20 protein-coding genes are annotated in these 19,168 nt (G+C 74.7%); 12 read left to right on the forward strand and 8 right to left on the reverse strand.

Going from position 1 to position 19,168, the window contains the following annotated elements:
• The first annotated feature begins 158 nt into the window (after nt 1-158).
• The gene (locus ACZ6EM_RS08690) at nt 159-1,841 is read left to right on the forward strand and encodes a S53 family peptidase (protein WP_452180748.1); all 1,683 of its coding nucleotides are present in this window, start codon (nt 159-161) and stop codon (nt 1,839-1,841) included.
• A 131-nt stretch (nt 1,842-1,972) separates the two neighbouring features.
• Here ACZ6EM_RS08690 and ACZ6EM_RS08695 read toward each other — a convergent pair whose 3' ends face one another.
• Nucleotides 1,973-2,860, reverse strand: coding sequence for a lysozyme (locus ACZ6EM_RS08695; RefSeq protein ID WP_452180747.1), 888 nt, complete (start codon nt 2,858-2,860; stop codon nt 1,973-1,975).
• A gap of 335 nt (nt 2,861-3,195) precedes the next feature.
• On the opposite strand from ACZ6EM_RS08695, the gene ACZ6EM_RS08700 reads away from it, so the two are divergent.
• From ACZ6EM_RS08700 to ACZ6EM_RS08710, 3 genes are all read left to right on the forward strand, one after another.
• On the forward strand, nt 3,196-3,765 hold the full coding sequence (locus ACZ6EM_RS08700; RefSeq protein ID WP_401053307.1) for a GNAT family N-acetyltransferase: 570 nt from the start codon (nt 3,196-3,198) through the stop codon (nt 3,763-3,765).
• Between the two features lie 267 nt (nt 3,766-4,032).
• A complete protein-coding gene (locus ACZ6EM_RS08705; protein WP_401053309.1) occupies nt 4,033-5,772 on the forward strand; it encodes a glycosyltransferase family 2 protein in 1,740 nt (579 codons plus the stop codon).
• A gap of 130 nt (nt 5,773-5,902) precedes the next feature.
• Nucleotides 5,903-8,155, forward strand: a complete 2,253-nt coding sequence (locus ACZ6EM_RS08710) for an acyltransferase family protein (RefSeq protein ID WP_465772087.1) — start codon at nt 5,903-5,905, stop codon at nt 8,153-8,155.
• A gap of 108 nt (nt 8,156-8,263) precedes the next feature.
• On the opposite strand, the gene ACZ6EM_RS08715 is transcribed toward ACZ6EM_RS08710, so the two are convergent.
• Nucleotides 8,264-8,725 carry a hypothetical protein gene (locus ACZ6EM_RS08715; protein ID WP_401054183.1) on the reverse strand — a complete coding sequence of 154 codons (462 nt, stop codon included), beginning with the start codon at nt 8,723-8,725 and terminating at the stop codon, nt 8,264-8,266.
• Nucleotides 8,726-8,996: 271 nt separating this feature from the next.
• Here ACZ6EM_RS08715 and ACZ6EM_RS08720 point away from each other — a divergent pair, with 271 nt between their 5' ends.
• The 3 genes from ACZ6EM_RS08720 to ACZ6EM_RS08730 all read left to right on the forward strand — a co-directional run bounded on the left by ACZ6EM_RS08720 (nt 8,997) and on the right by ACZ6EM_RS08730 (nt 10,492).
• Nucleotides 8,997-9,227, forward strand: a complete 231-nt coding sequence (locus tag ACZ6EM_RS08720) for a hypothetical protein (RefSeq protein ID WP_380549316.1) — start codon at nt 8,997-8,999, stop codon at nt 9,225-9,227.
• A gap of 162 nt (nt 9,228-9,389) precedes the next feature.
• Nucleotides 9,390-9,890, forward strand: coding sequence for a hypothetical protein (locus ACZ6EM_RS08725; RefSeq protein ID WP_465772088.1), 501 nt, complete (start codon nt 9,390-9,392; stop codon nt 9,888-9,890).
• Complete coding sequence (locus tag ACZ6EM_RS08730; protein ID WP_465772089.1) at nt 9,887-10,492, forward strand: class I SAM-dependent methyltransferase; 606 nt, start codon at nt 9,887-9,889, stop codon at nt 10,490-10,492. The genes ACZ6EM_RS08725 and ACZ6EM_RS08730 overlap by 4 nt, the downstream gene beginning before the upstream one ends.
• A 4-nt stretch (nt 10,493-10,496) precedes the next feature.
• On the opposite strand, the gene ACZ6EM_RS08735 is transcribed toward ACZ6EM_RS08730, so the two are convergent.
• The 6 genes from ACZ6EM_RS08735 to ACZ6EM_RS08760 all read right to left on the reverse strand — a co-directional run bounded on the left by ACZ6EM_RS08735 (nt 10,497) and on the right by ACZ6EM_RS08760 (nt 14,834).
• Complete coding sequence (locus ACZ6EM_RS08735) at nt 10,497-10,784, reverse strand: hypothetical protein (protein WP_465772090.1); 288 nt, start codon at nt 10,782-10,784, stop codon at nt 10,497-10,499.
• 33 nt (nt 10,785-10,817) lie between these two features.
• The gene (locus tag ACZ6EM_RS08740) at nt 10,818-10,976 is read right to left on the reverse strand and encodes a hypothetical protein (protein WP_465772091.1); all 159 of its coding nucleotides are present in this window, start codon (nt 10,974-10,976) and stop codon (nt 10,818-10,820) included.
• Between the two features lie 330 nt (nt 10,977-11,306).
• Nucleotides 11,307-12,362 carry an SDR family oxidoreductase gene (locus ACZ6EM_RS08745; protein WP_465772092.1) on the reverse strand — a complete coding sequence of 352 codons (1,056 nt, stop codon included), beginning with the start codon at nt 12,360-12,362 and terminating at the stop codon, nt 11,307-11,309.
• A 96-nt stretch (nt 12,363-12,458) separates the two neighbouring features.
• On the reverse strand, nt 12,459-13,034 hold the full coding sequence (locus ACZ6EM_RS08750) for a TetR/AcrR family transcriptional regulator (protein WP_401056483.1): 576 nt from the start codon (nt 13,032-13,034) through the stop codon (nt 12,459-12,461).
• Between the two features lie 121 nt (nt 13,035-13,155).
• Nucleotides 13,156-13,785, reverse strand: coding sequence for a histidine phosphatase family protein (locus ACZ6EM_RS08755; RefSeq protein ID WP_465772093.1), 630 nt, complete (start codon nt 13,783-13,785; stop codon nt 13,156-13,158).
• 119 nt (nt 13,786-13,904) lie between these two features.
• Nucleotides 13,905-14,834: an aldo/keto reductase gene (locus ACZ6EM_RS08760; protein ID WP_452178646.1), complete on the reverse strand. Its 930-nt coding sequence runs from the start codon at nt 14,832-14,834 to the stop codon at nt 13,905-13,907.
• Nucleotides 14,835-14,907: 73 nt separating this feature from the next.
• Here ACZ6EM_RS08760 and ACZ6EM_RS08765 point away from each other — a divergent pair, with 73 nt between their 5' ends.
• The 5 genes from ACZ6EM_RS08765 (at nt 14,908) to ACZ6EM_RS08785 (ending at nt 19,168) form a co-directional block, all read left to right on the forward strand.
• Nucleotides 14,908-15,291, forward strand: a complete 384-nt coding sequence (locus ACZ6EM_RS08765) for a hypothetical protein (RefSeq protein ID WP_401049131.1) — start codon at nt 14,908-14,910, stop codon at nt 15,289-15,291.
• A 170-nt stretch (nt 15,292-15,461) separates the two neighbouring features.
• On the forward strand, nt 15,462-16,430 hold the full coding sequence (locus tag ACZ6EM_RS08770) for a glycerophosphodiester phosphodiesterase (RefSeq protein WP_465772094.1): 969 nt from the start codon (nt 15,462-15,464) through the stop codon (nt 16,428-16,430).
• 296 nt (nt 16,431-16,726) lie between these two features.
• Nucleotides 16,727-16,963 (forward strand): hypothetical protein, encoded by a 237-nt coding sequence (locus ACZ6EM_RS08775; protein ID WP_465772096.1) that lies wholly within the window; start codon nt 16,727-16,729, stop codon nt 16,961-16,963.
• A 178-nt stretch (nt 16,964-17,141) separates the two neighbouring features.
• Nucleotides 17,142-18,110, forward strand: coding sequence for a D-2-hydroxyacid dehydrogenase family protein (locus ACZ6EM_RS08780; protein WP_452178643.1), 969 nt, complete (start codon nt 17,142-17,144; stop codon nt 18,108-18,110).
• 41 nt (nt 18,111-18,151) lie between these two features.
• Nucleotides 18,152-19,168, forward strand: coding sequence for a hypothetical protein (locus ACZ6EM_RS08785; RefSeq protein WP_465772098.1), 1,017 nt, complete (start codon nt 18,152-18,154; stop codon nt 19,166-19,168).

The following is a 19,168-nucleotide window of genomic DNA, read 5'->3' on the forward strand; positions in this document are numbered from 1 at the left end:
GCGTCCACTTCGCGTCCCCCCTGCGTCCCCTTGACGGTGCCGGGGGCCGGGAGGACGCTGTACGTGTACGACATAAGCGTGTGCCGTACACGGACAGTCGAAAGCACGCGACCAAGAGTCGCGAGGCTCCCGGCGCTGACCCGACCGCTGGAGCGATCATGTCGACCAACCACTATGTGGCGCTGCCGGACAGCTCCCGCGTTCCGCTCGACGGAGCGCGGGTCATCGGACCGGCCGACCCACGGGCACCCCTGACCGTCACCGTCTACCTGCGGCGCGACCCCGACGCGCCCCCGCGGCCGGACCTGTACGAGCTGGCGCTCCAGCCGCCGACCCGCCGGACCGTCCCCACCGACGACGAGTACGCCGCCGTCCACCGCTGGCGCGACACCGACCTGAAGGCCGTCGAGACCTTCGCCGCCGAGCACCGCCTCGCCGTCTCCAACGAGAACCCGCTGGCCCGCAGCGTCCAGCTGACCGGCACCACCGGGGACGTCGCGGACGCCTTCCGGGTCACCCTGGCCCGCTACCGCTACCAGGACGCCCGCGACAACCCCCGCGTCTACCGCGGCCGCGAGGGCGCCGTCCACGTCCCCGAGGAGCTGAGCGGCGTCATCACCGGCGTGTTCGGCCTGGACGACCGGCCGATCGGCGCCAACCTGCTGATCCACCGGACGGACGTCAGCCTCCCGATCACGGCGAAGGCCGTACCGGCTCTGCCGACGGGCGTCTTCTTCCCGCACCAGCTCGCGAAGCCGTACACCTACCCGGCCGGTCTCGACGGCACCGGCCAGTGCATCGCCGTCCTCGCCTTCAACGGCGAGACGTCGCCCGGTGTGCCCTCCGGCGGCTACTCGTCGGACGCGTTGAGCACGTACTTCACCGCACTGGGGCTGCCCGTGCCGGACATCACCAACGTGGTGATCCAGAACGTCGGATCCCCCGGCAACGACCCGGGCCCGGGCGACGCCACCGCGGACCCGTTCGACAGCACCGACGAGATCATGCTCGACCTCGCGGTGGTCGGCTCCCTCGCACCCGGGGCGAAGATCGTCGTCTACTTCAGCAAGTTCACCGAACAGGGCTGGACCGATCTGATCAACCAGATCGCGACCGACACCGTCAACCGGCCCACGGTGATCTCCAGCAGCTACGGCAACACCGAGGACGGGGGCCCGCGTTGGACCCCCGCGGGCGTCGCCAACGTCGACGGCGTCTTCATCAACGCCGGCACCAAGGACATCAGCATCTGCTGCGCCTCGGGCGACGACGGCTCCCGGGACGTCCACTTCGGCGAGCGGGCCCACGCCGACTTCCCCGCGTCCAGCCCGCACGTGCTCGGCGTCGGCGGCACCCACCTGGTGGTCCAGGGCGGCGGGGTCGACAAGGAGATCGTCTGGGACGACGGACCGGGGGCGCGGACCGGGGGCGGCATCAGCAGGATGTTCCCGGTGCCCCCGTACCAGGTCGGCCTCGCGATGCCGGTCGCCGCGAACCCGCCGCACGTGCAGGGCCGGGGTGTGCCCGACGTGTCCGCGGTCGCCTCCCGGAACACCGGCGTGGTCGTCCCGAACGTGGACGGCGTGCACGTCGACCTGGTCGGCGGCACCAGCGCGTCGGCCCCGATGTGGGCCGCCCTGCTGGCCCGGATCAACCAGGGGCTCGGCCACCGGGTCGGCTTCCTCAACCCGCTGCTGTACGCGCACTTCGCGACCGGCGTCCTGCGGGACATCACCGTCGGCAGCAACGGGGCGTACCCCTCGGGGCCCGGCTGGGACCCGTGCACCGGCCTCGGCAGCCCGGGCGGCCAGCAGCTGCTGGACGGCCTCAAGGCCCTGTGAACCCCGTCGGTCCGACACCGGCCGGTGCGGGACGCGCTGCGGCGCCCCGCACCGGCGCGGGTGTGTCGGCCGTTAAGCCGTCAGCCGTCGGCCGTCAAGCCGTCAAGCCGTCAGCCGTCAGCCGTCGGCCGTCAGCCCAGGGCGAGGGCGCGGAGGCGGTCGGCCGCGCCGTTGAAGTAGTTCTGGTCACCGGGGAAGGTGCCGGAGTCGGCGAACTGCCAGAAGGTCTGGTAGCCCCAGCCGTTCGGCAGGGTGCCGACGGAGGAGGCGTAGCGGGCTATCCAGAGCGGGTTGGTGGTGCCGAAGCCGCCGTTGTTGCCGGTGCACTGGGTCCACCAGTTGGTGGTGGTGTAGATGGTGGGGTAGCGGCCGGTGCGGGAGTGCACGGTGTTGCTGAAGTCCCGGATCCAGCTGACCATGGCGCTCTGGCTGAGGCCGTAGCAGGTGGCGCCGTAGGGGTTGTACTCGATGTCCAGCGCGGGCGGCAGGGTCTTGCCGTCGGCGGACCAGCCGCCGCCGTGGCTGACGAAGTAGGTGGCCTGGGTGGCGCCGGAGGAGGCGTTCGGCAGCGCGAAGTGGTAGGCGCCGCGGACCAGCCCGGCGTTGTAGGAGCCGTTGTACTGCTGGGCGAAGGACGGGTTGGTGTAGCCGGTGCCCTCGGTGGCCTTGACGTAGGCGAACTTGGCGCCGTTGGCGGCCACCGAGGACCAGTTGACGTTGCCCTGGTAGCTGGAGACGTCCAGCCCCGGGGTCTGGGTGGCGGCGAGGGAGGCGAACGGGGCGGCGGCGCTGCGGCCCTCGCGGGCGGCGACGGTGGAGCCCGCGAAGTCCTGCTCGGGGTGGAAGCCGGGGCGGCCCTCGGCGACGGGGGCGACAGGGGTGGGTTCGGCCGCGTACGCGGGGGCGGCCACGCCGGCGACCAGGGCGGTCGCGGCGGCGAGGGCGGCGAGCGCGGGCAGACGGCGGCGGGCCGGTCTGTCGGTGCCGGTGGTGCGGGCGGAGCGGGAAGAGCGGGGCATGGGCACTCCTCTGGTCCGAGCATGGGGAGGGTCGAAATGACCCGGTTCGGCCGGGGCCTGACCGGCCGTACCGCAGAGTAGCCATGTACCTGGCACCGCCACCAGGCATCTTTTTTCACATAGTGAACGCACGTCAGATGTGCCGGAACACCGCGACCGGCAACCGGCGTTGCCGGTTCTGCCGGTCCGGTCGGCCGGGGGTGGGGAGGGGAGCGGGCTGCGGACGGCGCCGGAGGGGGGCTCCGGGGCGGCTCCGGGTGCGCCCGGCGCGCTGTGGCACGATGCCCGCGGGCCGGCCACCACGGGCGGCCCCGCACGTGAGGAGAGGACCAGCCATGACCGAGACCGCCACCGATTCCGCCCGGCCCGACGGGGAGCCCGTGTTCCGGCCCGCCACGCCCGCCGACGTCCCGGCGCTGGTCGCCCTGGTCGAGTCCGCCTACCGGGGCGACTCCAGTCGGGCCGGGTGGACCACCGAGGCGGACCTGCTGGACGGCCGGCGCACCAACCCGGAGGCCGTCACGGAGGCCGTGGGCCACCCCGAGGGCCTGGTGCTGCTGGCCGAGCGGGACGGCGAGCTGCTCGCCTGCTGCCAGCTGGAACAGCGCGGCGAGCGGGCGTACTTCGGGATGTTCTCGGTGCGCCCGGGTCTCCAGGGCGGCGGGATCGGCCGGGCCGTGCTGGCCGAGGCGGAGCGGCTGGCCGTCGAGCGGTGGGGCGTCGGCGCGATGGAGATGACGGTGATCGAGCAGCGCGCCGACCTGATCGCCTGGTACGAGCGGCGCGGCTACCGGCGCACCGGGGAGTTCAGCCCGTTCCCGTACGGCGACGAGCGCTTCGGCATCCCGCTCCGGCCGGACCTCCGGTTCGCCCACCTCGTCAAGGACTTGAAGGCGGATTCCTGACGGAATGGACGTCCGTGTACGGAAGTTGACGGTTGTGGCGGTGCTGGAGCCGTGACCGGCCGGGGAGTTGACGACCCCCGGAACGGCTCTGCCTCGGGGTCCGGTTCAGTTCCGCTGGACCGGATCTCCGCAGGTGACGCATGGTCAAGTCACTGAGCTGGGGCGATGCGGAGATGTCATACCTCGTTCATTATTGGTCTAGGCCAATGTGAGAAGCTGAGCGCGAACGGCCACGCTCCGTCCGCTGCCCAGGGGGGCCATTTCCGCATGCCCGTACTCCATGGCACCGCCATGCCCGCATCCGACACCGGTCCGCGCCGGACACCCGCGGACCCGGACGACCACCGCCTGCCCAGCCCGCCCGACGACGAGGAGCTCTACTGGTACTTCGGCCCGCAGCGCCGCTGGGTGCTGCTCTGCGCCACCCTGTCCTACGCGGGAGCCACCGCCACGCTCGGCCTGTTCGCCCTCAGCAAGCCGCTGCTCTGGCCCTTCCTGGTGCTCACCGTGCTCAACGCGGCCACCTGGCTGCTCTCGCTCACCGACGGCCAGCGCGCCCGGCGCTTCACCCGCGACTCCCACGACCTGCTGCTGCGCGCCTGGAACCCCGACCGCGCCCCGAGCGTCGACCTGCTGCTGCCGACCGCCGGTGAACCACTGGCCGTCCTCGACAACGCCTACCGGCACACCGCGGCCGTCCGGTGGCCCGGCGAGCTGACCGTGCTGGTCCTCGACGACGCCGGCCGCCCCGAGGTGCGCCGACTCGCCGAGTCCTACGGCTTCCAGTACCACGCCCGGCCCGACCGGGGCCGGTTCAAGAAGGCCGGCAACCTCAACCACGGCCTGGCCGAGGGCACCGGCGAGATCGTCGCCGTCCTGGACGCCGACTTCTGCCCCCGCCCCGACTTCCTGCACCACCTGGTGCCCTACCTCGACAACCCCGAGGTCGGCATCGTGCAGAGCCCGCAGTGCTTCGACACGGACGCCGACATGTCCTGGCTCGAACGCGCCGCGGGAGCCACCCAGGAGATCTTCTACCGCTGGATCCAGCCCTCCCGGGACGCGCAGGACGGCACCGTCTGCTGCGGCACCAACGCCCTCTACCGCCGCGCCGCGCTGAAGCGGATCGGCGGCTTCGCCGAGATCGACCACAGCGAGGACCTCTACACCGGCCTCGCCCTCGCCCGCGCCGGATGGGCCACCCGCTACGTCCCCGCGCTGGTCGCCAAGGGCATGTCGCCCACCGGCCTGCCCGCCTTCATCAGCCAGCAGTATCGCTGGTGCCTCGGCTCCCTGGCCCTGGTCCGCGACCCGGACTTCCGCAAGGGGCCGCTCCCGCGGTCCGCCCGGCTCTGCTTCTGGAACGGCATCCTCGGCTACGTCACCAGCGCCGTGAACGTCTTCGCCGTGCCGCTGCCCGCCCTGATCATGCTGTTCTTCCGGCCCGAGGAGATCCAGCCCTGGCAGGTGCTGCCGTTCCTGCCGCCGATCTGGGTCGCCCTGGTGCTGCTGCCCGCGATGTCCCGCACCCGCTGGCGCTTCGAGGTCACCCGGGTCCAACTCCTCGGCGGGCTCTGCCACGTGGTCGCCATCGTGCACGCGCTGCGCCGCCGCTCCGCCGACTGGGTGCCCACCGGCGCCGTGTCCGGCGGCAGCTCGCTCGCCCGTGCCGTCGCCCGGATCGGGGTCGGCTGGCTCGGGTTCGTCGTCCTCGCGGGCGCCGCCGGACTGGTCCGGGCCGCGCTGCTGCACGGCTGGCGGCCGTACTGGGCGCTCGCCGGGCTGCTCGCACTCACCGCGTACACCATGATCCCGCTGATCCGGGAACTGCGGCCGCTGCTCAACGGCACCGGTGGCGGCAAGGGAGCCGCCGTCGGCGAGGTCGCCGCGCCCGCACCGGGCCGCTCCGACCTCGGGTTCGGACGGGCCGAGGCCGTCGCCGTCACCGCCGTACTGCTGCTGTGCGGGCTGCTGGCCTCCGGCTGGGCCGACCCGCTGATTTTCTGACTCACCGTCACATCGCCTCTGTCCCACCGAGTTTCCTTGCGCGTCGCCCCACCGGCGCGGACACCGCCCGGCCGCCCCATCGGCCCGGCGGGCCCGACAAACCGCTGCCAGCCCTGCAAGGAGCACCGCCGTGTCAACGGCCGTACCATCGTCCTCAGCCTCGTCCTCCTCATCCGCCTCGGCCCCGTCGTCCTCCCCGGCCTCGTCGCCGCCGGCCGCGCCCGCCGCGACCGACACACCCACCGACCTGCTGCCCGGCGTCGTCCGGGTGGGCCGGGAACCCGCCGCCCCGCAGGGCGCCGCCGTCGCCGAGAGCGGGCAGACCCGCCGGCGCAGCGCCTTCCGCCCCGACATCGAGGGGCTGCGCGGCGTCGCCGTGCTCTCCGTCCTCGCCTTCCACTCCGCCGTCCCGGGCCTGACCGGCGGCTTCGTCGGCGTCGACGTCTTCTTCGTCGTCTCCGGCTTCCTGATCACCGGCCTGCTCGTCGGACGCCCGCTCGGCCTGTGGGACTTCGCCGCCCGCCGCGCCCGGCGCATCCTGCCCGCCGCCGCCACCGTGCTGGTCGCCACCGCCGTCGCCGGCGGCGCCCTGCTCGACCCGCTGCGCGGCACCGACCTCGCCCGCGACCTGATCGCCTCCGCCGGCCAGTTCGCCAACTGGCGCTTCGTCGGCGAGCAGACCGACTACCTGGCCGCCGAACGCGACCCCAGCCCGCTGCAGCACTTCTGGTCGCTGGGCGTGGAGAACCAGTTCTACCTGCTCTGGGGCGTGCTGCTGCTCGGCCTCGCCCGCTACCTCCACGGGCGCCGCCGCACCCTGGCGATCACCCTCGCCACGGTGGCCGTCGGCGGGGTCTCGCTCGCGCTCTGCCTGCGCTGGACGGCCACCTCCGCGCCGCTCGCCTACTTCTCCACCGGCAGCCGGCTCTGGGAGTTCGCGGCCGGCGCCTGCGCGGCGCTGGCGGGCCCGGCGCTGGCCGCCCGCGCCGAGCGGCGCCCGGTGGTGCGGACGCTGCGGGTGCTCGGTTGGCTCGGCCTCGCCGCCGTGCTCACGCCGGTGTTCCTGTACGACCGCAACACCCCCTTCCCCGGCACCGCCGCGCTGCTGCCCGTCCTCGGCACCGCCGCCGTCCTGCTCGCCGGGCACGGCACCCCCGGCGCCGCCGACGCCGGACGGCTGCTCGCCACCCGCCCGCTGCGCGCCGCCGGACGACTCTCGTACGCCTGGTACCTCTGGCACTGGCCGGTGCTGACCATCGCCCAGGCCCGCTACGGTCCGCTGCCCTGGAGCACCCTGCTCGCGCTCACCGCCGCCGCCGCGCTGCCCGCCTGGCTCACCCTGCGGCTGGTCGAACAGCCGCTGCGCTACGGCAGCAGCCCCGCCCCCCGGCGCGGGCTCGCGGTCGGCGCCAGCGCCCTGGTCATCCCGCTGATCGCCGCGCTCACCCTCGGCGGCGGCACCGTGCGCGCACTCGGCGACCCCGCCGCCGGGCCCGTGGCAGCCCCCGCCGGAGCCGCCGACGGCCCGAGCCTGCTCGCCCCCGGCGCCCGGGTGCTCACCCTGACGCCGTCGCTGGCCCGCGCCCGGGAGGACTTCCCGCCCGGCAAGGGCTGCGAGATCCCGCTCAACGCCGACAGCAGCCCGCGCTGCCTCTTCGGCGCCGAGGACAGCCCCGACCGGATCGTGCTGCTCGGCGACTCCCACGCCGGGCAGTGGATCTCCGCCGGCCTCGCCCTGGCCGAGCAGCGGCACTGGGCCCTGGAGGTCCTGGTCAAGCCCGGCTGCCCGCTGGCCACCCTCACCGTGCGCAACAACGTCCTCGGCCGCACCTTCGACGAGTGCGACCGCTGGCGCGAGAACACCCTCACCCGGCTGACCTCCGGCCCCAAGCCGCGCCTGGTCCTGATGGCGGGGCTCAACCGGTACGGCAGCCAGGAGGAGCGCGCCGAGGGCTGGACCCGCACCCTGGACCGGCTCACCGCGCTCGGCGCCCCGCTCGCCTACCTCGGCGACACCCCGATGCCCGGCAAGGACATCCCGACCTGCCTGGCCGCCTCCGACGGGCGCTCGGACGCCTGCTTCTTCCCGCGCGACACCGCCTTCGAGCCCGACCCGGTGCTGGACGGCGGGCTCGCCGCCCGGTACGGGGTGCGGACCCTCGACCTCGGTCCGCTGCTCTGCCCCGGCGCCGGGCCCTCCTGCCCGGCGGTGCTGGAGGGCGTGGTGCTGTACCGGGACACCGGGCACATCACCGACACCCTGGCGCGGGTACTGGCACCCCGGCTGGACAAGGGACTGCTGGGGACGGCGGGAGCCCCGGGCGCACCGGCCGGTTCTGCCGCGCCGACCGGATCGACCGCGCCGACCGGCCCCACCGGGTAGGCCGGCCCGACCGGTTCGGTTTGCTCCGACCGGTTCGGTTGTGCCGACCGGCCCGACCGGTTCGGCCGCGTCCATGACTCCGGGGCCGCCCTCGGCTCAGCCGTGGATTCAGCCGTAGATGCTGTGGCAGAGCCGGGCCGACTCCGACCCGGCCGGCCAGTGGCCCGCCCGCTCGGCCTGGTCGCAGATGCTGCTCCGGCCCCCGCCCGCCCCGGCACCCGCCGAGGTGGGCGCGGCCGACGGGCCGCGGGCCGGAGCCGGGGCGTGCGGGCTGTGCCCCGGCTTGGGGCGCGCGCTCGCCGAGGCGTGCGCGGCGTCGGTCGTCGCACCGGCCCCGGGCCCGGCCGCCGTCGTACCCGGCCCGCCCACCGCGATCACCGCGCTCGGGGTGGGCGGCGGCAGCGGGGACGGTGCCGGCGTGGCCGGTGACGGGGAGACCGGCAGCAACTGCGCCGCCGGGTCCGAGGCGGAGGGCGAGGCCTCCGGCAGCGCCGCCACGCTCAGCTCGTCACCCGCCCCCGGCCCGCACATCACCAGGACGGAGGCCAGCACGGCGCCCGTCCCGACCATCGCGGCCGTCCAGGCCCTGCGTGACAGACGCCTCGGCGGCGGCGTGGCGGTGGACCACGGCGGTAGCGGATTCGTCGGGACCGGCGGCGGCTGCCAAGCGTTCTGCGGCCACTGCCACTGCCCTCCGGTGGGCTGCCCAGTCATGTGCTCGTCCTTCCAGCGGCCCCCCTCAGAACCTTTCCGTGCTCAACGAGCGCGCCGACGCCGGGACATGACCCGGAAGAGGGGTCTGGACGGGCGTTGATTGCCACCGCGCCACATGCTGGGGGACATGGAGACCAACAGCACGTCCAAACCCCTGGTCGAAGTGGCCGAGTTCCGGACCGACAGCCGCTACCGCCTCATCCACTTCGAGGGCCACGGCTGGGAACCGCTCGCGCAGGAGGAGTTCGAGCCGCGCGTCCACCAGCTCTTCCCGGACCTCGACCCGCACGACCCGCAACGGGTCCACTGGGCCGACCGTCCCTGGGAGTGGCCCGCCTGGCACCCGGGCGAAGCCTGAACGCACCGCCCGAACGCACCGCCCGAACGCACGGTCCGGGCGAGCCGGGCGGGTTCCGGGCGGTCCGGTATGTCCCGGCCTGAACGGATGTGGCGCGGTGCGGTGCGACCCGAACCGCTCGGTGCAGGAGTGACGGCCCCGTTCCTTCGTTACGCTGAGCGGGTGAGAGTGGATCACTTCTGGCATCGCCTGCCGGGCCGGGCCGTGGGCACCTGCTCGCCGGAGCAACTCGGCGAACTCGTGCCCCGCGACCGCGACGTCCGGTACGACCGGCTGGCCGCCGCCGGCCTCGCCCTCGGCGTGCGGCGCACCGCCGTCCTGATGGAACTCGCGCTCACCGAGAACGGCCTGCATCCCGACCCGGCCGCCCGACTGCCCGTCTACGGCGGCGGACGGCGCCAGCCGGACGGCGCACTGCCGGACGGTGCCGTGCCCGTGCTGCGCCCCGAACAGGTCGTGGCGGCCTCCGCGTTCCTGCGCGACTCGGCGCTCGGCGAACTCGTCCGACAGCAGAACAGCGTGCTCGCCCGTACGGCCGTGCACCTCGGCTACCCGACGCCGTGGTCCGAGGTCTGGGCGACGCTCGTCGTCCACGACCTGCGGGACTTCTTCGCCCGCGCGGCCGCGGCCGGGGACGCGGTGGCCGTCCGGGAGGCGGAGTGAACACGCCCGCGGGGACCGCCGGGTACGGCGCGGCGGCCGAGCAACTCGCCGTCCAGTACGAGAGCGTGAGCTTCACCGAGGTGCACCGCGAGCTGCGCCACCTGTACCCGGCCCCGCCCGCGTCCGTCCTGGACGTCGGCGCCGGCACCGGCCGCGACGCCGCCGCCCTCGCCGCCCTCGGCCACCGGGTGGTCGCGGCCGAGCCGACCCCTGAACTCCGGGCCGTCGGAGAGCGGTTGCACGCCGGCTCGGACGTGCGCTGGGTCGCCGACGCGCTGCCCGAACTGCCCGCGCTCGTCGCCGAGGGCGCGTGCTACGACCTCGTCCTGCTCACCGCCGTCTGGATGCACCTCGCCCCCGCCGAGCGCCCACCCGCGATGGCCGCCCTCACCCGCCTCCTCGCCCCCGCGGGCCGGCTCGCCCTCACCGTCCGCCACGGCCCCGTCCCGCCGGGCCGCCACATGTTCGACCTCCCGGACGAGACCACCGTCACCCTCGCCGCCGACTGCGGGCTGCGCCTCCTCCACCGCGCCACCCGCGCGGACCTGCACGGCCGGGGCGAGGTCCACTGGACGCTGCTGCTCTTCGAGCGGGAGGCGTAGCCGGTCAGACGTGTCCCGGCCGTACGGTGTCGATGGGCGACGGAGGGCAGACGACCTTCTCCTCGGTGAGGTCCGCCAACGACTCGGGCGGCCCGGCCCCCTCCCGTACGGCCGGCAGGTACGCCTTCGCCTGCCGGATGCTCAGCCGCGGCGCCCGGCGGCGCAGGTGCGCCATCGCGACGACCGCGCCGTCCGCCCGCGCGAGCGTGCGCACCTCCGCCGCCAGGGGGTCGGGCGGCCGGATGCCCTTGACCTGCCGGAGGTAGAGCGCCGCCCAGTCGTGCAGGTCCACCAGGTAGGGCGCGCCGCCGATGAGCGCGTGCTGTCAGTCGCCGGTGCGGACGAACTCGGGCGAGTCGCAGGAGATGATCCACCCGAGGCTGTGCTCCACGACCGCGTGGACCACCAACTCGCGGTGCCCCGGCGGCAGTTCGGTCAGCGGTGATGCGACGAGCTCGACGGTCCGCGCTCTGGTGATGGCCACGCCCCCGATTCTCCGCACCACGGCAAGCGGATTTCGGGCGGGCGGTGTACGGCGGAGGCCCGGATCGGACCGGCCCGCATCGCCTACCTGCTCGGCCTGAACCCGGCCACCTTTCACCGGTCCTGATTCACTATCGGATCGCCCGCGGCGAGACCCTGGCCGACGAACGCGAGGAGACCGCCACCGCGTTCCGGCACCGGGCGAACGGCTGCTCGGCCCGGGCCGGAACCGCCGTCCAGCGGGTGATGACCGACAACGGCGACTGCCGCACGTCACACGCCTGGCGCGTGGCGCGTGGGAAGTCGGCCGGGCCGACTTCCCACGCCGGCGTCACGGTGCGCCGAATCCCTCCTCGACCAGGCGGGTGGCCCAGCGGGTCAGGGCCGGGGCGAGGGGCGGGTGGGTGAGGCCGGCGTCGGCGGCGAGGCGATCGGCGGAGCCGGTGTCGTAGCGGTCCTCGGAGAGGAAGGTGAGGGTCTCCGGGTCGGCGCCGGTGAGGACGCGGGGGAGGCGGCGGACCAGGGGGACGGGGATCAGGGCGCGGGGCGGGCGGACGCCGAGGTGGCGGGCGAGGAGGGTGATCAGCTCGGGGAGGCAGGGGGTGGTGGGGTCGAGGACGGTGTGGGCCGCGAGCGGGTCGTGGTCGTGCTCGGGCACGGCGGCGAGGAAGCGGGCCAGGTGGTCGACGGTGACGACGGGGAGGAAGGTGCGCCGGGTGCCGGGCAGCAGGGGGAGGCGCCCGCGGTGGAGTTGGCGGACGAGCTGGGCCGGGCCCAGGTACTGGCCGGCCTCGCCGGTCCGGGAGTGGCCGATGACGCTGCTGGGGTTGACGGTGGTGAGCGGGACGCCGAGGCGGGGTGCGGTGACCCGGACGGCGGCGTCGCCGAGGTGCTTGGAGGCCTCGTACGCGCCGAGGCGGGTGTAGAGGGTGGCGGTGGCGGAGGGGTCGAGGGGGTACCGCGGCCGCGGGTCGCGGCCGACGCGGTAGCCGGAGAGGTGGACCAGGCGGCGCAGCCCGGGCCGGGTGGCGGACCAGTGCAGGGCGTGCAGCGCGCCGTGGACGTTGGCGGGTTCGGCCTGGGCGCGGGTGAGGCCGAAGGCGTAGCGGGCGGCGAGGTTGTGGACGTCGCGGACCTCGCCGAGCCGGGCGTCGTCCTCGGGGGAGAGCCCGAGGCCGGGGCGGGTGAGGTCGGCGGTGACGGTGGTCGGCGCGGTGCCGTCCGCGCCGTGGTCGTGCAGCCACCGGCGCAGGGTGTCCGCGCCGGCGGTGTCGCGGACGGCGGCGGCCACCGGCTCGCCGCGGCCGAGGAGTTCGAGGACGAGCCAGCGGCCGAGGAAGCCGGTGGCGCCGAGGACGAGGGTGCGGGGCGGTGGGGCGGGCGTCACGGTGAACTCCAGGGATCCAGAATCAGTAGACCGGTCTGCATATTTTTCGGGCGCGGGCGGGCGGCGGCGCGGAACGGCCCGCCGCCCGCGCTCCGTCTACCGGCTGCCGAGCAAGTGCCGGACGGCGTGCCGGGCGTGGTCCAGTGGCTCGCGGCTGCGCCGGACGGAGGCGAGCAGGACGGCCCCCTCCAGCAGGGCGAGCGCCTGCCCGGCGGCGGCCCCGGCCTGCGCCGGGCCGAAGCCTTCGCGCTCCAGGCGGTCGGCCAGGACCTGCTGCCAGCCCGCGTACAGCCCGGCGCAGACCGTCCGCAGGGTCTCGTTGGTGCCGGCCACCTCCAGGGCGACGGTGGCGATCGGGCAGCCGCTGGTGTAGTCCGAGCGCTCCAGGCGCTCGGCGAAGGCCTCGATCAGCTGCTCGGCGAGGGTGGCGGTGTCGGCGCCCTCGCCGGCCAGCGTCGTGAGCAGCGCCTCGACCTCCTGGCCGGCCTGGGTGAGTGCGGCGGCCACCAACTGGTCCTTGCCGCCGGGGAAGTGGAAGTAGAGCGAGCCGCGCGGGGCGCCGGTGGCGGCCACGATCCGGTTGAGTCCGGTCCCGAAGTAGCCCTGCGCCTCGATCAGTTCCCTGGTGCCGGCGATCAGCCGGGCCCGGGTCTCCTCGCCCTTGACTCCCATGCGGCGATAGTAGACCGGTCTGCATATTTTTGTCGACGGGCCGTCGGGGCTGCTCCGGCGGTCCTCCGAGGGTCGTCCGGTGATCCTTCGGGGGTCCCTCGGAGAGGCGCTCGGGCCCTTGTCAGAAGCGGAGTTGGGGAGGGTAGCCGGTCCAGTGCAGCTCCTGAGGCAGGTGGCCCTGGTCGTTCAGCAGCAGCACGGCGGGCGGCCGGCCGGGCGCGTAGCGCAGGACGGTCAGCGCCGCGTTGGCGGCGTTGACGCCGAGCCAGCGCCAGGCCGGGGCGTCCAGGGCGTGCCGGACCAGCCAGCCGACCAGGAAGGCGTGGGTGACGACCAGCTCGTGCCGCTCCTCGCGGCCCGGCACCGGCCCGGTGAACCGCTCGACGGCCCGCCGCGCCAGCGCGGCGCCCTGCTCCCGCTCCTGCGCCGTGGTGGACAAGAGGAAGTTCAGCAGGAACTCGGCGCTGTCATCGGGGAGTTCGTCCCGCTCGGGCACGTGCGGCACGAAGTCCCCGGCCTCCTCGCACTGCTGCGGCCGCACGCCGGTCAGTTGTTCCGCGACCAGCCGCGCGGTCTCGGCGGCCCGGGGCAGCGGGCCGTGGTGCAGCACCGAGACCGGACGGCCGGCCAGCCGCCGGCCCAGCAGGGCGGCCTGTCGGCGTCCGGCGGCTGTGAGCCCGCTGCCGTCGCCTTCGGACGCGGCCTCGCCGTGGCGGGCCAGGTAGAGATAGCGGGTGGCGCGGTCGGTCATGTTCGGGGCCCCTCACGGTGGACGAAGATCGATTCGCCCCGGAGTGACGCGCCGTGGGCCGTGCCCGGTTCCGGCTCGGGCGGTGCCCCGTTCCGGCTCGGGCCGTGCCCGGTTCTGCCTCAGCCCGCGTGGGCCTCGTCCAGCAGCGCCAGCTCCTCGGCCGACAGTCGCAGTGCCCCGGCGGCGATGTTGTCCTCCAGGTGCGCCACGTCGCCGGTGCCCGGGATGGCCAGCACGTGCGGGCCGCGGTGCAGGGTCCAGGCCAGCCGCACCTGCGCGGTGCTCACCCCGCGCGCCTCGGCCACCGCCCGGACCTGGGCGGGCTCGGCCTCGCCGGCGCCGCCCTCCCGCCCGGCCCCGGCGATCGCGTAGAAGGGGACGAAGGCGATGCCCTGCTCCCCGCAGATCCGCAGCACCTCGTCCTGCGCCGGGGTGGCTCCGATGCCGTACGGGTTCTGCACGCAGACCACCGGCGCGATGGTCTGCGCCTCGGCGAGCTGGTGCGGGTGGACGTTGGACAGCCCCAGTCGGCGGATCAGCCCGGCCCGGCACAACTCGGCCAGCGCGCCGAAGCGTTCGGCGACCGAGTCGGTGCCGAGGACGCGCAGGTTCACCAGGTCGAGGTGGTCGCGGCCGAGCTGACGCAGGTTCTGCTCGACCTGGGCGCGCAGCCGCTCGGGGGTGCGGGCGTGCTCGGCCCACTCGCCGTCGAGGCCGCGGCCGGGGCCGACCTTGGTGGCGATCACCAGATCGTCGGGGTACGGCGCGAGCGCCCGGTTGATCAGCTCGTTGGCGGAGCGCAGCGGCGAGAAGTAGAAGGCGGCGGTGTCGATGTGGTTGACGCCCAGCTCGACCGCGCGGCGCAGCACCCGCAGCGCCTGCTCGCGGTCGCGGGGGACGGCGTGCGGGACGAGTGCCGGGCCGGTCTGGGGCAGACGCATGGTGCCGAAGCCGATCCGGTGGACGGTGCGGTCGCCGAGCTTCCACGTACCGGAGGCGGCGGCCGTGACGGGGGTGACGGGGGTGTTGGCAACTGCGCTCGAAGTCATGCCCATGATGATCACTGCTGCACCGGCCTGAGCGCCAACGATTCGACCATGCGTGAATCCACGGGGGTGGGGCTTGGCGGCCGAGCGCGGCGCGGCGCAGGTGCTGAACGACCTGCACGCCGGGCTTCGCTGGACGGAGGGCGCTCTGCGGCTGCGCCACCGCACCCGCCCGCTGCCGGGACCCACGGCCGGGGCGGGCCTCCCGCTGGTGCCGTCCGTCTTCACCGGCCCGGCGCTCCGCACCCGTCCGGCCCCGCCGGACCCGCTGCAGCTCGCCTGTCCGGCGCGCGGCACCGGCACCCTGTGGGCCACCGCCCCGGCGGCCGGCGCCGAGGCTGTGGCGGCCGTCCTCGGTCGCTCCCGCACCCGGCTTCTGACGGAGCTGGCGGCCCGGTCTCCACGACCGAGCTCGCCCGGCGCACCGGGTTGTCGGCGTCCGCGGTGTCCCAGTACCTGACGGCTGTGCGGGACGCCCGCCTGGTCGGCGCCCACCGGGCCGGGCGGTCGGTGCTGTGCGCGCGGCGCCGCCGGCGGAGGGTGAGCGGGTGTTGCTCCGCGCGCCGGCGTGTCGCCCCGGATGCCGGTGTCGTCGGGCCGCAGGTGCCGGACGGCCGTAATGTGCGGGACATGACACCCAATCGAGGTCCCCGGCAAGGCCCCCGGCACCCCCGGCACCTCCGGCAGCGGCGCCGTCGGACCGTTCTCGTCGCCGCGCTGCTCGGGGCCGCCGTCGGCGCCGTCGCGCTCGCCGGGGCACCGGTGCGGTCGGCCGCCGCACCCGCCGCCGCACCCGCCGCCGACACCCGGCTCCGCCCGGCCGGTGCACCGCCGACCGTGTACGCGCACCGCGGCGCCTCCTCCGCCGCGCCGGAGAACACCCTGGTGTCGGACGAGGTGGCCCGCCGGGCTGGCGCCGAGTGGGTCGAGAACGACGTCCAGCCCAGCAGTGACGGCGTCCCGTACGTGCTGCACGACGACACCGTGGACCGCACCACTGACGGCACCGGCCGGATCCGCGAGCTGACCGCCGCCCAACTGGACGCGCTGGACGCCGGCTCCTGGTTCGCCCCGGCCTACGCGGGCACCCGGCTGCCGACCCTGGCCGCCCAGCTGGAGGACCTGCGCACCCGCGGTGGCCGGCTGCTGCTGGAGATCAAGGGGCCGCACAGCCGCGACGAGGTCGCCCGGATCGTCCGGGAGGTGCGCGACCACGGCATGGCCGACCGGGTCATGGTCCAGAGCTTCGAGGTCGACGCCCTGCGCCACACCCGCGAACTGGCCCCCGAACTGCCCCTCGCGCTGCTCCGCTCCACCCTGGACGCCGACCCGGTCGCCACCGCCCGGGGCCTCGGCCTGGCCGCCTACCACCCCTCGGACGACGCGCTCTCCGCCCGCCCCGGCGCGGTCGGGGAACTGCACGCCGCCGGGGTGGCGGTCAACGTCTGGACGGTCGACCTGCCCGCCCGCTGGAAGGCCCTCACGGCGGCGGGCGTGGACGGGATCATCACCAACCGCCCGGCGGAGCTGGCCGGTTGGGCCGCCCCGGATCGTGCGGACCGAGGAGGGCTACGGCCTGCGGCCCCGGAAATGCGCTAGCCGGACGGTGGTCCGGTGTTCGGTGACGAACTTTATGGTGATTCCCCTGGATAAATGATTCTGATCAGCCGTGCGGTTGTAGGGGTGCGCCGACGGGGCCAGGAATAACCAGTGCCCACGACGATGACTTCACCGCTTCAGGTGGCTCTGAAATGCATGTCACCCGAACGGCCCATAAGTGCCTGTCCTTCCATGCGGCTTTCGGGAAGCACGTCGGTGCTTACCCCTGTGTGGGATATTCGGATCAACGCTTCGAACTCCGCTGGCCGGGGAACAATCCTGTCGACCTGTACAACATGGACTACAAGTCCTGTCTGAACATCTATACGCTGGAGGGCTCGGAGGTCGAAGGGGGGTACTGTGGGAATCTCAATGCCGACCTCCACGTCGAGGGGTCGCTCAATCCAGGGAACATCGTCAAGCTCTACATTCTGTACGACGGGACCAAGTACTGCCTGGATTACAACACCGAGGTCCTGTCCTGGAGGTGTCACACCATCGACCGCCAGGAATGGGAAGTGCTGAGCGGATAGCGGCGACTGCAATTCCTTCGGCCGGACAGCAGACCCCGGAACAGGGTCTGCTGTCCGGCGCCGCTGGTTTTCTCAGGTGGTGCCGACGTATCTCCCTCCGCAGGTCGGTCCGGCACCGCCACCGCCCCGGACCCGACCCGGGGCGCCGGGTGGCGGAGGCTTCTGCGAGAGTGCGGGCATGACGCCTCCGATCCTCAGCTGCGCCGTCCTGGACGACTACCAGGGCGTCGCCACCAGCAGCGCCGACTGGTCCCCGGTGGCGGGCCGGGTCTCGGTGACGGCCTTCCGCGAGCACTTCGGCTCGGAGGAGGAGCTGGCCGCCGCGCTCGCCGGGTTCGACATCGTGGTCACCCTGCGCGAGCGGGTGCCCTTCCCGGCCTCGCTGTTCGCCCGGCTGCCGCGGCTCCGGCTGCTGGTCGCCTCCGGGATGCGCAACGCGGCGATCGACCTCGCGGCCGCGCAGGCGCACGGGGTGACGGTCTGCGGCACCGCCAGCTCGGGCACCCCGCCGGTCGAGCTGACGTGGGCGCTGCTGCTCGGACTGGCCCGCGGCATCGTCCAGGAGAACACCGCGCTGCGCGAGGGCGGCCCCTGGCAGAGCACCGTCGGCGCCGACCTGCACGGCCGGACGCTCGGGCTGCTCGGCCTCGGCCGGATCGGCGGCCGGGTGGCCCGGGTCGGCCTGGCCTTCGGCATGGACGTGGTGGCCTGGAGCCGGAGCCTGACCGACGAGCGGGCCGCCGGGGCGGGCGTGCGGCGCGCCGCCGACAAGGAGGAGCTGCTCCGCGAGAGCGACTTCGTCTCGATCCACCTCGCCCTCGACCCGGGCACCCGGGGGCTGATCGGCGCGGCCGAGCTGGACCTGATGAAGCCCGGGGCGTACCTGGTCAACACCTCCCGGGCGGCGATCGTCGACCAGGACGCGCTGCTCACCGCGCTCATCGGCGGCCGGATCGCGGGTGCGGGCGTCGACGTCTTCGACATCGAACCGCTGCCCGCCGACCACCCGATGCGCACCGCTCCCCGGCTGCTGGCCACCCCGCACCTGGGGTACGTGTCGCAGGACAACTACCGGCGCTACTACGAGGAGGCGGTGGAGGACATCGCGGCGTTCCTGGCGGGCGAACCGATCCGTCGGCTGGGCTGACGCCTCCTGCGCCAGGGGGTCCTCCGCCGCATACTGACGGCATGACGGGTGGAGACGGCGGCCGGGCCGCGGGCCGGCGCGGGGTGCTGCGGGCGGGCGCGGCGGCGCTGGTGCTGGGTGCGGCGGGGTGCACGAGCGGGAGCGGGCCGCGGGCCGCGACCACCGGCCCGGCCGCCACGACGCCCGCCGCCACGAGTAGTGCCGGAACGCCCGCGCGGACACCGACCCCGCTGCCCCGGCCGCCCCTCTGGCAGCCCGGCCCCGGCGAGATCCAGCCCGACGTCAAGCGCCGCGCCGTCGAGCTGGTCGCCGCGCTCGGCGCCTGGCCGCCCGGCGGGCAGGGCACGGAGGCGGCCCGTGCCCGGGTGGCGGCGCTCGGCCTGCCGCCCGCGCTGGCCGACGCCGCGGGTCCGCTCGCCCCGGCGGCGGCCGAGGCGAGCCTGGAGGTGATCGTCGCCCAGTACGGAGGCATCCTCGACGACTCGGCGAGCGTGCTCGTGGTCTGCCGTCAGTGGACGCGCGGTCCGGACGGTTCGGTGGCCGAGGGCGGCACCACGGTGGACGTCCGGCTGAGCCGGGCCGAGCCGCGCTGGACGGTCACCGAGCTGCACCCGGGAGTGGCGGGCCCGGCGGCCGCCGCACCGCCGCCCGCGGTGGCCCGGGTGCTGGCCGAGCCCCGGGTCGAGCTGCCGCCCGAGGCCGCCGCAGACCTGCGCAGCGGCACCGTGCACGACAGCGTGCTGGAGGCGATGCTGCGGCTGGCCGGCCCGTACACGCTCTCGGTGAGCGTGGTGCGGACCGGCCACCCGCTGGACGTCTTCGGGACGACCCGGCCCAGCGACCATCCACTGGGCCGGGCCTTCGACGTCTGGCGGATCGACGGGCTGGCCGTGGTCGACCCGGGTACGTCCCGGCAGCTGGTCGAGTCCTTCATGCGGGACGCGGCCGCCGCCGGTGCGTACAACGTGGGCGGGCCGGTGGCGATCCCGGGCGCCGGCAACCGGTTCTTCACCGACGACACCCACCACGACCACTGCCACGTGGGGTTCAACTACTAG

It is taken from the genome of Kitasatospora sp. NPDC041917, from assembly GCF_055589745.1.

Excerpts from the sequence above, each read along its gene's own strand:
- ACZ6EM_RS08780 (WP_452178643.1), top strand. The coding sequence starts at position 17,142 with ATGACGCCTCCGATCCTCAGCTGCGCCGTCCTGGACGACTACCAGGGC.
- ACZ6EM_RS08770 (WP_465772094.1), top strand. The coding sequence starts at position 15,462 with ATGACACCCAATCGAGGTCCCCGGCAAGGCCCCCGGCACCCCCGGCAC.
- ACZ6EM_RS08690 (WP_452180748.1), top strand. The coding sequence starts at position 159 with ATGTCGACCAACCACTATGTGGCGCTGCCGGACAGCTCCCGCGTTCCG.
- ACZ6EM_RS08755 (WP_465772093.1), bottom strand. The coding sequence starts at position 13,785 with ATGACCGACCGCGCCACCCGCTATCTCTACCTGGCCCGCCACGGCGAG.
- ACZ6EM_RS08700 (WP_401053307.1), top strand. The coding sequence starts at position 3,196 with ATGACCGAGACCGCCACCGATTCCGCCCGGCCCGACGGGGAGCCCGTG.
- ACZ6EM_RS08695 (WP_452180747.1), bottom strand. The coding sequence starts at position 2,860 with ATGCCCCGCTCTTCCCGCTCCGCCCGCACCACCGGCACCGACAGACCG.
- ACZ6EM_RS08715 (WP_401054183.1), bottom strand. The coding sequence starts at position 8,725 with ATGGTCGGGACGGGCGCCGTGCTGGCCTCCGTCCTGGTGATGTGCGGG.
- ACZ6EM_RS08760 (WP_452178646.1), bottom strand. The coding sequence starts at position 14,834 with ATGACTTCGAGCGCAGTTGCCAACACCCCCGTCACCCCCGTCACGGCC.
- ACZ6EM_RS08785 (WP_465772098.1), top strand. The coding sequence starts at position 18,152 with ATGACGGGTGGAGACGGCGGCCGGGCCGCGGGCCGGCGCGGGGTGCTG.
- ACZ6EM_RS08775 (WP_465772096.1), top strand. The coding sequence starts at position 16,727 with ATGGACTACAAGTCCTGTCTGAACATCTATACGCTGGAGGGCTCGGAG.
- ACZ6EM_RS08705 (WP_401053309.1), top strand. The coding sequence starts at position 4,033 with ATGCCCGTACTCCATGGCACCGCCATGCCCGCATCCGACACCGGTCCG.
- ACZ6EM_RS08750 (WP_401056483.1), bottom strand. The coding sequence starts at position 13,034 with ATGGGAGTCAAGGGCGAGGAGACCCGGGCCCGGCTGATCGCCGGCACC.
- ACZ6EM_RS08720 (WP_380549316.1), top strand. The coding sequence starts at position 8,997 with ATGGAGACCAACAGCACGTCCAAACCCCTGGTCGAAGTGGCCGAGTTC.